This is a genomic window from Streptomyces sp. NPDC041205, assembly GCF_055591765.1.
Map to the genome: position 1 here is coordinate 208,588 of NZ_JBVIZH010000007.1, position 13,345 is coordinate 221,932.

Below are 13,345 nucleotides of genomic sequence, written 5' to 3' on the forward strand. Positions count from 1 at the left end.
CCGCGCGCTGACCACTGAAGATTAGCGCACGTCCGGGCCAGTCCCAAAATCGATAGATGCCGAGGGGCGGAGCGCACCGCCGACGCGCCCTGGCCCCGGACCCGGAACGCCCGGGAACGGCCCCCTGCCGCCCCCCGAACGTCCCCCAAGGCCCAGGGGCCCGCCTACTCGTCCTCGGCCAGCGTCAGCTCGATCCCGCCCACGAAGCCCGCCGACAGGTTGTAGATGAACGCGCCGAGGGTCGCGAGGGCCGTCGCGAGGACGACGTCGATGACCGCAATGATCGACGTGAAGATCAGTACGCGCGGGAGCGAGAGGAAGGCCTGGAGGTCGAAGCCGTTGGACTCGTTCGAGCCGGTGGCCTCGGAGATCGTGCCGCCGACCGTGGAGAAGACGCCCATCGCGTCCATGACCATCCACAGGACGGCCGCCGCGACGATCGTGCAGATGCCGAGGGCGATGGAGAGCAGGAAGCTGACCTTCATCACCGACCACGGGTCGGCCTTGGCCACCCGCAGCCGCGCCTTGCGCGTGCGCGGGGTGGTGCGCGCCCCGGTGCGGGGACGCCGCACCGCGCCCGCGGGCGCGGCCTGGTAGGCCTGCGGCGGGTGGTACGGCTGGTTGTTCTGCTGCGGCTGCCGCTCGCCGGGAAGCGCCCCGGAGGCACCGTCCCCGGCGCGCTTGCCGGCGGCCCGGCTTCCGGAAGCACCGTCCCCGGCCTGCCCCCCAGCAGCCCGCGTACCGGCGCCCCCACCCTCGGTGTCCGTGCCCGTCCGGCCTCGGGTGTCCGTCACAGTCCCCCCCTGGGATCCATGAGACTCATGCGAGTCGGGTGCGTCAGTGGCGGAGCCACGGGCACCTTCCGTGCCGGTTCCACTCGTCCCGGCGGATCCGGCGCCCGTGGCTCCACTCACGATGACTTCACTCCTCGCGCTACTCGGCCGGGGACTCGGTGCCCTCGTCCGTGCCGACCACCGGCTCGCCGTCGGACGACTCGTCGACGTCGCCGTCGACTTCCTCGGCCTCGCGCCCGGCCTCGGCATTACGTGCGATGCCGACCACGGCATCGCGCTTGCCCAGGTTGATCAGTTGGACGCCCATGGTGTCACGGCCCGTCTCCCTGACCTCGTTGACTCGCGTACGAATCACACCGCCGGACAGGGTGATGGCGAGGATCTCATCGGTCTCCTCCGTCACCAGCGCGCCGACGAGCTCACCGCGGTCCTCCACGATCTTGGCGGCCTTGATGCCGAGGCCACCGCGGCCCTGGACGCGGTACTCGTCGACGGCGGTCCGCTTCGCGTACCCACCATCGGTGGCGGTGAAGACGAACGTACCGGGCCGAACCACATTCATCGAGAGCAGTTGATCGCCGTCGCGGAAGCTCATGCCCTTGACGCCGGAGGTCGCGCGGCCCATCGGGCGCAGCGCGTCGTCGGTCGCCGTGAAGCGGATCGACTGTGCCTTCTTGCTGATCAGAAGCAGATCGTCCTCGGCCGAAACCAGTTCGGCACCGATCAGTTCGTCGTCCGAACCGTCGTCCGTCTCGCGCAGATTGATGGCGATGACGCCGCCGGAGCGGGGCGAATCGTAATCCTTCAGAGGCGTCTTCTTGACCAGACCGGCCTTCGTGGCGAGGACCAGGTAGGGCACCGCCTCGTAGTCTCGGATCGCGAGGATCTCGGCGATCTGCTCGTCCGGCTGGAAGGCGAGCAGGTTCGCCACGTGCTGGCCGCGGGCGTCGCGTCCGGCGTCGGGGAGCTCGTAGGCCTTCGCGCGGTAGACGCGGCCCTTGTTGGTGAAGAACAGCAGCCAGTGGTGCGTCGTCGACACGAAGAAGTGGTCGACGATGTCGTCTTCCTTGAGCTTCGTGCCGCGCACGCCCTTGCCGCCGCGCTTCTGCGAGCGGTAGTCGTGCGTCTTGGTGCGCTTGACGTAGCCACCACGGGTGATCGTGACGACGATGTCCTCTTCGGCGATCAGGTCCTCGATGGACATGTCACCGTCGAACGGCACGAGCGCGGAGCGGCGGTCCTCGCCGTACTTGTCGACGATCGCGGCGAGTTCCTCGCTGACGATCGAGCGCTGCTTCTCGGGCGAAGCCAGGATCGCGTTGTACTGGTTGATCTTCTGCTGGAGCTCGTCGTGCTCCTGGAGGATCTTCTGGCGCTCCAGGGCGGCGAGTCGGCGCAACTGCATCTCGAGGATGGCGTTCGCCTGGATCTCGTCGATCTGCAGCAGGCCCATCAGGCCCTCACGCGCGACGTCGACGGTGTCGCTGCGCCGGATCAGCGCGATGACCTCGTCGATGGCGTCGAGCGCCTTCAGCAGACCGCGCAGGATGTGCGCGCGCTCCTCGGCCTTGCGCAGCCGGAACTTCGTGCGCCGGACGATGACTTCGATCTGGTGGGAGACCCAGTGGCGGATGAACGCGTCGAGCGAGAGCGTGCGCGGCACGCCGTCGACGAGCGCCAGCATGTTGGCGCCGAAGTTCGTCTGCAGGTCCGTGTGCTTGTAGAGGTTGTTCAGTACGACCTTGGCGACGGCGTCGCGCTTGAGCACGATGACGAGTCGCTGGCCGGTACGCGACGACGTCTCGTCGCGGACGTCGGCGATGCCGCCGACGCGGCCGTCCTTGACCAGGTCGGCGATCTTCTGCGCGAGGTTGTCCGGGTTCGTCTGGTACGGGAGTTCGGTGACCACCAGGCACTGGCGGTTCTGGATCTCCTCGACCTCGACGACCGCGCGCATCGTGATGGAGCCGCGGCCCGTGCGGTACGCCTCCTCGATGCCCTTGCGGCCGACGACGAGGGCGCCGGTCGGGAAGTCCGGTCCCTTGATGCGCTCGACGAGGGCGTCGAGCAGCTCCTCGTGCGAGGCCTCGGGGTGCTCCAGCGCCCACTGCGCGCCCGCGGCGACCTCGCGCAGGTTGTGCGGCGGGATGTTGGTCGCCATGCCGACCGCGATGCCCGCCGAGCCGTTGATCAGCAGGTTCGGGAAGCGGGACGGCAGGACGGTGGGCTCCTGGGAGCGGCCGTCGTAGTTGTCCGTGAAGTCGACGGTCTCCTCGTCGATGTCCCGGACCATCTCCATGGACAGCGGCGCCATCTTGCACTCGGTGTAGCGCATGGCGGCGGCGGGGTCGTTGCCCGGGGAGCCGAAGTTGCCGTTGGAGTCCACCAGCGGCATCCGCATCGACCACGGCTGCGCGAGGCGGACCAGCGCGTCGTAGATCGAGGAGTCGCCGTGCGGGTGGTAGTTGCCCATGACGTCGCCGACGACGCGGGCGCACTTGTAGAAGCCCTTCTCGGGCCGGTAGCCGCCGTCGTACATCGCGTACAGGACGCGGCGGTGGACGGGCTTGAGGCCGTCGCGGACGTCGGGCAGCGCGCGGGACACGATGACGGACATCGCGTAGTCGAGGTACGAGCGCTGCATCTCGGTCTCGAGCCCGACGGGCTCGATCCGCAGCGTCTGGCCTTCGTCGTCCTCGGGCGTGGTGGGGTTGTTCTCGTCGGCCATGGCCGGTCAAGATCCTTTCGGTGCGGTCAGCAGTCAAGTAGTCGGCAGTCGGCGACTTCGAGTGCCTGACCGGCTCAGATGTCGAGGAAGCGGACGTCCTTGGCGTTGCGCTGGATGAACGAGCGGCGCGCCTCGACGTCCTCGCCCATGAGGACCGAGAACAGGTCGTCGGCCTGCGCGGCGTCGTCGAGCGTGACCAGGCCGAGCACTCGGTGCTCCTGGTCCATGGTCGTGATGCGCAGCTCTTCGGCGTTCATCTCACCGAGACCCTTGAAGCGCTGGACCGAGTCCTCGCGGATGCGCTTGCCGTTCTGGCGGCCGAGCTCGATGAGCGCGTCGCGCTCGCGGTCCGAGTACGCGTACTGGAAGTCGTCCCGGGACCACTTGATCTTGTAAAGCGGCGGGCGGGACAGGTAGACGTGCCCGGCCTCGACGAGCGGCCGCATGAAGCGGAACAGGAACGTCAGGAGCAGGGTGTTGATGTGCTGGCCGTCGACGTCGGCGTCCGCCATCAGGATGATCTTGTGATAGCGGAGCTTCTCGATGTCGAAGTCCTCGTGGACCCCGGTGCCGAAGGCCGAGATCAGCGCCTGGATCTCCTGGTTCTGCAGGATCTTGTCGACGCGGGCCTTCTCGACGTTCAGGATCTTGCCGCGGATGGGCAGGATGGCCTGGTACTGCGGGTTACGGCCGGACTTGGCGGAGCCACCGGCGGAGTCGCCCTCGACGATGAAGATCTCGCACTTCGTCGGGTCGTTCGACTGGCAGTCGGAGAGCTTGCCCGGCAGGGACGCGGTCTCCAGGAGGCCCTTGCGGCGCGTGAGGTCGCGCGCCTTGCGGGCGGCCACGCGCGCGGTGGCGGCCTGGATGCCCTTGCGGATGATGTCCGCGGCCTCGTTCGGGTTGCGGTCGAACCAGTCCGTCAGGTGCTCGTGCACGACCTTCTGGACGAAGGTCTTCGCCTCGGTGTTGCCGAGCTTCGTCTTGGTCTGGCCCTCGAACTGCGGCTCGCCGAGCTTCACCGAGATGATCGCGGTCAGACCCTCGCGGATGTCCTCACCCGTGAGGTTGTCGTCCTTCTCGCGGAGCAGCTTCTTGTCGCGTGCGTACCGGTTGACGAGGCCGGTCAGCGCGGCGCGGAAGCCCTCTTCGTGGGTGCCGCCCTCGTGCGTGTGGATGGTGTTGGCGAAGGAGTAAACGCCTTCGCTGTACTGAGAGTTCCACTGCATCGCGATCTCGACCGAGAGCATGCGCTCCTTGTCCTCGGCCTCGACGTCGATGACGGTCGGGTGGACGACCTCGCCCTTGCGGGAGTTGAGGTACGTCACGAAGTCGACGATGCCGCCCTCGTAGTGGTACGTGACCGTGCGGACCTCTTCGACGGTGTCGTCGCTGGCCTCGGCGGAGTCGGCGCCCGCCGTGGCCTTCGCGGACTCACGCTCGTCGGTCAGCTTGATCGTCAGGCCCTTGTTGAGGAAGGCCATCTCCTGGAAGCGCCGCGCGAGCGTCTCGAAGGAGTACTCGGTGGTCTCGAAGATGTCGCCGTCGGCCCAGAAGGTGACGGTCGTGCCCGTCTCCTCGGTGGCCTCGTGCCGCTCGAGGGGGGCCGTGGGGGCACCGCCCTTGTAGTCCTGCGTCCAGCGATAGCCGTCGGTCCTGATCTCGACGGAGAGCTTCGTGGAGAGCGCGTTCACCACGGAGACGCCCACGCCGTGCAGACCACCGGAGACGGCGTACCCGCCGCCGCCGAACTTGCCGCCCGCGTGCAGCACGGTGAGGACGACCTCGACGGCCGGCTTCTTCTCCACGGGGTGGATGCCCACCGGGATGCCGCGGCCGTTGTCGATCACGCGCACGCCGCCGTCGGCGAGGATCGTGACGTCGATGGTGTCGGCGTGACCGGCCAGGGCCTCGTCCACGGAGTTGTCGACGACTTCCTGGACCAGGTGATGCAGACCACGCTCACCGGTCGAGCCGATGTACATGCCGGGCCGCTTGCGGACCGCGTCCAGACCCTCGAGGACGGTGATGGCGCTGGCGTCGTACGACGAGGCGCCCTCGCCGGAGGTCGCGGCGGCTGCCTGCGTCTCCGGGGGGACCTCGCCGACGGCGCCGGCGGCAGTGGACGGGATGTTCTCGTTGGGGTTGCCGGAATCGGCCACGAAGCGCCCTTTCTGGCACAGCACAAGCCAAGCTCCCGGCGCTCGCCGGAGCGGCTGCGGCGTGTTGCGTTGGTAAGCCTGGTTCAGCTCTTGCTCAGCTTCTCCCGTCGCTCCCCACGCTTGGGGCGGGATTAGCTTCCAGTCTACCGGTAGCGCTGACAGTGATGGGGGTTTGCCGGTACCTGAGTCCGCATGTGCCGCCCTGAACCGGCATCAGCCGACTCCCCATATGCGGCCCCGGGGTCCCAGAGGCTCACAGCGGCACTCAGCGCTTCGGGAGGTCAACCACCAGCTACGGTCCGGATCACGTCATCCGTAGGTGTCGCCGGGACCCGTGCTGCCAGGGGCGCGCAGGGGTCCGAAGCGGTGCGCGGGGCCCCCGGGACCGAGCACCTTGATGATGCGCACGGTGCCGTGTCCCAGGTCCTCGTTGAGGCGCGCGACCAGCTGCGGAGCCAGCAGGCGCAGGTTCGTCGCCCAGGCCGTGGAGTCACACTGCACGGTCAGGACCCGCTCGTTCTCGTCGTACCGCTGCGGTACGCAGTGCTTGGCCAGGTCGTCGCCGACGATCTGCGGCCAGCGGCCCATCACACCGCCCACGGCGGCCGGGGTCTCCCAGCCGCGCTCGGTGATGAGGCGGTTGATGGCGGAGCCGAGGGGCAGCGGGTCGCGCCCGTCCGCCCGAGCGCCGGAGCGCAGTCCGCCGCGTCGGGCCTGCTTCTTCTGCTGCGTCGCGTCCCCCCGCGCGCGTGCCTGCTCCTTGGCGGCGCGCAGGGCGACGCGCGCGAGGTCCACGCCGGAGGGCTCGGGGGTCTTGGGGGTGTCCGGGGCGGCGGGCGCGTGCGCGGTCTCGCCCGTCTTCGGGGCGTCGCGTTCCGGCTCCTTGCCGGTCATACGCGCTCCACCGCGCCCTCGGCCACGGAGTACCGTGCGCCCGTCAGCACGCCCGGCACGTCGTCGTCCACGGCCGCCGTCACGAGGACCTGCTCGCCGGGCGCCACCAGCTCCGCGAGCCGTTCCCTGCGGCGCGCGTCCAGTTCGGCGAAGACGTCGTCGAGGACGAGCACCGGCTCGTTGCCCTCGGCCCGGAGCAGGTCGTACGAGGCGAGGCGCAGCGCGAGGGCGTACGACCAGGACTCGCCGTGGCTCGCGTAACCCTTCGCGGGAAGCTGGCCAAGTTTGAGCAGTAGTTCGTCGCGGTGCGGCCCGACCAGCGTCACGCCCCGCTCGATCTCCTGCTTGCGGGCCTCCACCAGGGCGGCGATCAGCTGCTCGTACAGCTCTTCGCGCGCGTGGCCGACGATGTCCGGCGAGGAGGGTTTGTAGTCGAGCGTCACGGGACCGCCGCCGGGCGCCAGCTGTTCGTACGCCTTGTCGGCCAGCGGCTGGAGCGCGGAGATCAGGTCGAGGCGCTGGGCGAGCAGTTCGGCGCCCGCGCGGGCGAGATGCTGGTCCCACACGTCGAGCGTGGAGAGGTCCATGGAGCGGCCGCCGTGGCGGCGGGCGAGGGCGGCCGACTTCAGGAGGGTGTTGCGCTGTTTGAGCACGCGGTCGTAGTCGGAGCGGACGCCCGCCATGCGCGGGGAGCGCGCGGTGATCAGCTCGTCCAGGAACCGCCGCCGCTCCCCGGGGTCGCCCTTGATCAGCGCCAGGTCCTCGGGCGCGAACAGGACGGTGCGCACGATGCCGAGTACGTCACGGGGCCTGACCTGCGAGGACCTGTTGATGCGGGCGCGGTTGGCCTTGCCGGGGTTCAGTTCGAGCTCGATGAGCTGCTGGCGCTCGCCCTGCCGGACGGCGGCCCGGATCACGGCGCGGTCGGCGCCCATGCGGACCAGGGGGGCGTCGGAGGAGACCCGGTGGCTGCCGAGGGTGGCGAGGTAGCCGACGGCCTCGACGAGGTTGGTCTTGCCCTGGCCGTTCGGGCCCACGAACGCGGTGACGCCCGGGTCGAGCGGGACCTCGACCCGGGCGTACGAGCGGAAGTCGGCCAGCGACAGATGCGTGACGTGCATGGTGTGCGCCGACCTCCCCCGGCCTACTTCACTTGCTGTCGGTCCCTCGCCGCTCCACACAGGCTGTGGACAAGGAACCGTACGGGCTGTGGATCAGTGCTCGCTCTTGGACTCGACCGCGTGGCCGCCGAACTGGTTGCGCAGCGCGGCGATCATCTTCATCTGCGGCGAGTCCTCCTGGCGCGAGGCGAACCGGGCGAACAGGGACGCGGTGATCGCGGGCAGCGGCACGGCGTTGTCGATGGCCGCCTCCACCGTCCAGCGGCCCTCTCCGGAGTCCTGCGCGAAGCCGCGCAGCTTGTCCAGGTGCTCGTCGTCGTCGAGGGCGTTGACCGCGAGGTCGAGCAGCCAGGACCGGATGACCGTGCCCTCCTGCCAGGAGCGGAAGACCTCACGGACGTCGGTGACCGAGTCCACGGCCTCCAGGAGCTCCCAGCCCTCGGCGTAGGCCTGCATCATCGCGTACTCGATGCCGTTGTGGACCATCTTCGCGAAGTGGCCCGCGCCGACCTTGCCCGCGTGCACGGAGCCGAAGTCGCCCTCCGGCTTGAGCGCGTCGAAGACCGGCTGCACCTTGGCGACGTTCTCCTTGTCGCCGCCGTACATCAGCGCGTAGCCGTTCTGCAGGCCCCAGACGCCGCCGGAGACGCCGCAGTCGACGAAGCCGATGCCCTTGGCCGCCAGCTCCTCGGCGTGCTTCTCGTCGTCCGTCCAGCGCGAGTTGCCACCGTCCACGACGACGTCGCCGGGCTGCAGGAGCTCGCCGAGCTCGTCGATGGTGGACTGCGTCGCGGCTCCGGCCGGCACCATCACCCACACGACGCGCGGGCCCTTGAGCCTGCCCACAAGCTCTTCGAGGCTGTGGACATCCGCGAGGTCCGGGTTGCGGTCGAATCCGATGACGGTGTGGCCTGCGCGGCGGATGCGCTCGCGCATGTTGCCGCCCATCTTGCCGAGACCGACGAGACCGAGCTCCATCAGTGCGTTCCTAACTAGCGATGTGGCGTGAAGGCACGTCGCCGCCGCTCGTCGTCGAGCGGCATACGTACCCGCGGCACTTTCGTACCCGCGTCCGAGCCTACGCCCGGACGCGGCCACACACCTGTGGGCTCAGCCGCTCAGACGTACGGGCATGATCAGGTACTTGTACGCGTCGTCGGACTCGGCGTCGAGCGCGGGCTTGCCGCTCAGGAGCGCGGGCTTCGTGGACGTCGTGAACGAGAGCTGGGCGACCGGGGAGTCGATCGCGCTCAGGCCGTCGAGCAGGAACGTCGGGTTGAAGGCGATCGAGACGTCGTCACCCTCCAACTGGGCGTCGACCCTCTCCACAGCCTGTGCGTCGTCGCTGGAACCGGCCTCCAGGATGAGCACGCCCTGCTCGAAGCTGAGCCGCACCGGCGTGTTCCGCTCGGCGACGAGTGCCACGCGCTTGACGGCCTCTACGAAGGGGGCCGTTTCGATGACGGCGACCGAGTTGAACTCCGTCGGGAACAACGAGCGGTACTTCGGAAGATCGCCTTCCAGCAGACGCGTGGTCGTGCGACGGCCCGCGCCCTCGAAGCCGATCAGGCCCTCACCCGCGCCGGAGCCGGAGAGCGCCAGGGTGACCGTGTCGCCGCTCGTGAGGGCCTTGGCGGTGTCCTGGAGGGTCTTGGCGGGCACCAGGGCGACCGCGGAGGCCTCCGGGTCCTCCGGCTTCCACAGGAACTCGCGGACCGCGAAGCGGTAGCGGTCGGTGGACGCCAGGGTGACCTTGTCGCCCTCGATCTCGATGCGCACACCCGTGAGCACCGGGAGCGTGTCGTCGCGGCCCGCGGCGATCGCCACCTGGTTCGCGGCGGCGGCGAAGACCTCACCGGGGACCGTGCCGGTCGCCGTGGGCATCTGCGGCAGCGCCGGGTACTCCTCCACAGGGAGGGTGTGGAGTGTGAATCGCGAGGAGCCGCAGACCACCGTCGCCCGTACACCGTCTGTGGAGATCTCCACCGGGCGGTTGGGCAGGGCGCGGCAGATGTCGGCGAGCAGACGGCCGGAGACGAGAACCGTGCCCTCCTCGTCGACCTCGGCGTCCACGGAGACACGGGCCGAGACCTCGTAGTCGAAGCTGGACAGGGAGAGGGCGCCCTCCTCGGCCTTCAGCAGCAGGCCCGCGAGGACGGGCGCTGGCGGCCGAGCCGGGAGGCTGCGTGCCGCCCACGCCACCGCCTCCGCGAGTACGTCGCGTTCCACCCGGATCTTCACTTAGCCGCCCTCCTGCTGTTGCTGGCACTGGGGACCAGTCTGACGCACCGCACTGACAGCTGGTGCCCGTCGGGGTCAAGTCGTGCCGAGAGGTCGCCGAGGGCCGGGCCGCGAGTTGTGCACAGCCCCAACTTCGAAACGGATTCCCAGGTGACTCTAGGGGGCAGTAGTAGTAGGGCCTGTGGAAACCGTGGATAACCGCGAATGCGCAGGTCAGAGCCCGTTTTTTGTCCACTGACCCTGTGGGCGGCGGCGGTGGACAACCCGGTGAATCTGTGGACGGGCGAAAGTTCTGCACACCCGATGCACAGGAGGCGGGTACTTCTCCCCAGCCCTGTCCCCAGCTTTACCCAGCTTCCCCACAGGCCAACCCGGCACCTTTGTGTGACGCCTTTCACTCGTCCCGGTGAGAGGGCGCGTCGCATTGCCGAACAGTGGACAGCCCTGTGGGGAAGCTGGGAAAAGCTGGGGACAACAAGGCCGTGCCTGTGGGCCGCCGGTGGACAACTTCCGACCGACCCTGTGGACACGATCTTCATCCACAGTCTGTGGAGAATCTTCGTCCACGAATCCACAACCGTCTGACCTGGCCTGATGGTCATTCAGCAGGGTCCCCTGTGGACACGATCTGGACAACTCTCCAGTCCCCAGGGTGTGGAAGGCGCGAAGGCCACAGATCTGTGGAGAACCTCCTCGGGCCGAGCCATATTCGAACGGCAGGTGTCGGGGAGGTCGCGGCCGGGGCGTGCTTTCCGTTGTGCACAGCTGTGGGTACGCGCGCGTGGGCGGCTGTTTCTGCGCGTGTGGGCAACCCCGGACACGCGCGGAGGCGGCCCTGGACACGCGCGCGTGGACAACGAAAGTGGACAACGAGAAGGGCGCTCCGGGACGTGCTCCGGAGCGCCCTGAGGCCGCGTAAGGCCTTGGCTGTCAGCCGTTCTTGATGCGGTTGGTCAGCTCGGTGACCTGGTTGTAGATCGAGCGGCGCTCGGCCATCAGCGCGCGGATCTTGCGGTCGGCGTGCATCACGGTCGTGTGGTCGCGGCCGCCGAACTGCGCGCCGATCTTGGGCAGCGACAGATCGGTCAGCTCCCGGCAGAGATACATGGCGATCTGGCGTGCCGTCACCAGGACCCGGCTGCGCGAGGATCCGCACAGGTCGTCCACCGTGAGGCCGAAGTAGTCCGCGGTCGCCGCCATGATGGCCGTCGCCGTGATCTCCGGGGCGGCGTCCTCGCCGCCGGGGATCAGGTCCTTGAGGACGATCTCCGTCAGGCCGAGGTCCACCGGCTGCCGGTTGAGCGAGGCGAACGCCGTCACCCGGATCAGCGCGCCCTCCAGCTCGCGGATGTTGCGCGAGATGCGGGACGCGATGAACTCCAGGACCTCCGGCGGGGCGTTGAGCTGCTCCTGCACCGCCTTCTTACGAAGGATGGCGATACGCGTCTCCAGCTCCGGCGGCTGGACGTCGGTGATCAGACCCCACTCGAAGCGGTTGCGCAGCCGGTCCTCCAGGGTCACCAACTGCTTGGGCGGCCGGTCGCTGGACAGCACGATCTGCTTGTTTGCGTTGTGGAGCGTGTTGAACGTGTGGAAGAACTCCTCCTGCGTCGACTCCTTGTCCGCGAGGAACTGGATGTCGTCGACCAGCAGGATGTCCATCTCGCGGTACCGCTTGCGAAAGCTGTCGCCCTTGCCGTCGCGGATGGAGTTGATGAACTCGTTGGTGAACTCCTCGGAGCTCACATAGCGCACGCGCGTGCCGGGATACAGGCTGCGGGCGTAGTGCCCGATGGCGTGCAGCAGATGCGTTTTGCCGAGCCCCGACTCCCCGTAGATGAACAGCGGGTTGTACGCCTTGGCGGGCGCCTCGGCCACCGCGACCGCGGCCGCGTGCGCGAACCGGTTCGAGGCGCCGATGACGAAGGTGTCGAAGAGGTACTTCGGGTTCAGGCGCGCCGTGGGCTCACCGGGACCCGTCGCCGGCGCGGGCTGCGCGGCCAGTGGGCCGGGGGCGCCGCTCGACGCGGGCAGCGGGGTGCCGCCCCGGCCCACGGGGCCGCCGTGCCCGCCCTGTCCCCCGTGCCGCCCGGTGCCGCCGTGCTCGCCGGAGCCCGCGCCGCCGGACGGGTCGGGCATGCCGTGCCGGTCCCGGCGGTCGTGCTGGTCGTGCCGGTCCTGCTGCTGGCGCTCGGGGAGCTGCTGGTCGTAGGGCCCGCGGTCCTGCGGGGGCTGCGGACGGTAGTCGTGCTGGGGCTGCTGGGGCGGGTTCGCGTACGGGTCGCGCTCGGGGTAGCCGAGGCGGGGCTGCTGCCAGCCGTAGTCGTCCTGGGGCTGCTGCGGCCAGGCGCCGGGGCGCTGGTAGTCCGGGTAGGCGGGGCGGGCCGTCGGGAGCTGGTCGGGGCGGCCGCCGTGCTCGTCGGCGGGGCGGCGGCCGTAGCCGTCGTAGGTGTCATGCCCCTGACTGGAGGGGTTCGGGTCCTGGTCCTCGTACCGCGGCGGGCGCTCCTCGTACCGGGAGGACTGGTCCTCGTACCGGGACTGCTGCTCCTCGTACCGCGGCTGCTGCCGGGGCTGCTGCTGGACGGGGGGTGCCGGTGGGGTCGGCTCGCCCACGGAGTCGTCGACCGTGATGGCGATGCGGATCGGGCGGCCGCACTCGCGGCTCAGCGTCTCGCTGACGACGGGGGCGAGACGGCCCTCCAGGACGCCCTTGGCGAACTCGTTCGGCACCGCGAGGAGGGCGGTGTCGGCGACGAGGGCCAGAGGCTGGCACCGTTTGATCCAGTGCTCGTCCTTCGCCTCGACCCCCTGCCCCCGCCCTTCTCCGAGAAGTTGTTCCAGAACCCGTGGCCACACTGCGGCAAGATCGGCAGGTACGTCAGCCACAGGGCACGCTCTCTCACAGGTCCCACGAAGGTGTGGTTCTTGGGACGGGTAGGGACGGAAGTCGACAGGGGCAGGGGGAAGGGAACGAATCGGAGTTCAGCCACGGTAGTCAGGGCGACGGGTGCGGTTCAAGTTGTTGTCCACAGGCTGTGCACAGTGTCTCTCCATGACGGCTGGTTTGACCGGATGGCGTAGCCCCGCGTACCGTAACCAGGTCGAGTTGTCGATGGCTGCTGCCGCCTGCCTCCGATGGGCAAAGATCACGATCTGTGATTGTGAAGCGGTGCACTCGGTGCGTATGCGAGCTTCTCGTGGGCGCACGGTGACAGCCAGGCGATGTCCCGCCACCACACACATCATTTCTGGAGCCCCCGAGTGAGCAAGCGCACCTTCCAGCCGAACAACCGTCGTCGCGCGAAGACCCACGGCTTCCGGCTGCGGATGCGCACCCGTGCCGGCCGCGCCGTCCTGGCGTCCCGCCGCAGCAAGGGTCGCGCCCGCCTGTCCGCCTAAGCG

General features: G+C 69.1%; 9 protein-coding genes. 1 reads left to right on the forward strand and 8 read right to left on the reverse strand.

Translation table 11 applies throughout. The features are described 5' to 3' along the window. Positions 1 to 164 precede the first annotated feature (164 nt). The 8 genes from ACZ6BG_RS28630 to dnaA all read right to left on the reverse strand — a co-directional run bounded on the left by ACZ6BG_RS28630 (position 165) and on the right by dnaA (position 12,829). Complete coding sequence (locus ACZ6BG_RS28630) at positions 165 to 914, reverse strand: DUF3566 domain-containing protein (protein WP_468453910.1); 750 nt, start codon at positions 912 to 914, stop codon at positions 165 to 167. A 19-nt stretch (positions 915 to 933) separates the two neighbouring features. Next, positions 934 to 3,522 (reverse strand): DNA gyrase subunit A, encoded by a 2,589-nt coding sequence (gene gyrA / locus ACZ6BG_RS28635; RefSeq protein WP_469006688.1) that lies wholly within the window; start codon positions 3,520 to 3,522, stop codon positions 934 to 936. 74 nt (positions 3,523 to 3,596) lie between these two features. Beyond that, positions 3,597 to 5,708 carry a DNA topoisomerase (ATP-hydrolyzing) subunit B gene (gene gyrB / locus ACZ6BG_RS28640; RefSeq protein WP_469006690.1) on the reverse strand — a complete coding sequence of 704 codons (2,112 nt, stop codon included), beginning with the start codon at positions 5,706 to 5,708 and terminating at the stop codon, positions 3,597 to 3,599. Positions 5,709 to 5,993: 285 nt separating this feature from the next. After that, positions 5,994 to 6,578 (reverse strand): DciA family protein, encoded by a 585-nt coding sequence (locus ACZ6BG_RS28645; protein WP_469006692.1) that lies wholly within the window; start codon positions 6,576 to 6,578, stop codon positions 5,994 to 5,996. Next, on the reverse strand, positions 6,575 to 7,699 hold the full coding sequence (gene recF, locus ACZ6BG_RS28650; RefSeq protein ID WP_469006696.1) for a DNA replication/repair protein RecF: 1,125 nt from the start codon (positions 7,697 to 7,699) through the stop codon (positions 6,575 to 6,577). The genes ACZ6BG_RS28645 and recF overlap by 4 nt, the downstream gene beginning before the upstream one ends. 93 nt (positions 7,700 to 7,792) lie before the next feature. Further along, positions 7,793 to 8,677 carry a phosphogluconate dehydrogenase (NAD(+)-dependent, decarboxylating) gene (gnd, locus tag ACZ6BG_RS28655; RefSeq protein WP_468453900.1) on the reverse strand — a complete coding sequence of 295 codons (885 nt, stop codon included), beginning with the start codon at positions 8,675 to 8,677 and terminating at the stop codon, positions 7,793 to 7,795. A gap of 132 nt (positions 8,678 to 8,809) precedes the next feature. Then, complete coding sequence (gene dnaN, locus ACZ6BG_RS28660) at positions 8,810 to 9,940, reverse strand: DNA polymerase III subunit beta (protein ID WP_468453898.1); 1,131 nt, start codon at positions 9,938 to 9,940, stop codon at positions 8,810 to 8,812. A 930-nt stretch (positions 9,941 to 10,870) separates the two neighbouring features. Further along, a complete protein-coding gene (gene dnaA / locus ACZ6BG_RS28665) occupies positions 10,871 to 12,829 on the reverse strand; it encodes a chromosomal replication initiator protein DnaA (RefSeq protein WP_469006700.1) in 1,959 nt (652 codons plus the stop codon). 375 nt (positions 12,830 to 13,204) lie between these two features. On the opposite strand from dnaA, the gene rpmH reads away from it, so the two are divergent. Then, positions 13,205 to 13,342 carry a 50S ribosomal protein L34 gene (rpmH, locus tag ACZ6BG_RS28670; RefSeq protein ID WP_016644655.1) on the forward strand — a complete coding sequence of 46 codons (138 nt, stop codon included), beginning with the start codon at positions 13,205 to 13,207 and terminating at the stop codon, positions 13,340 to 13,342. Positions 13,343 to 13,345 lie beyond the last annotated feature (3 nt).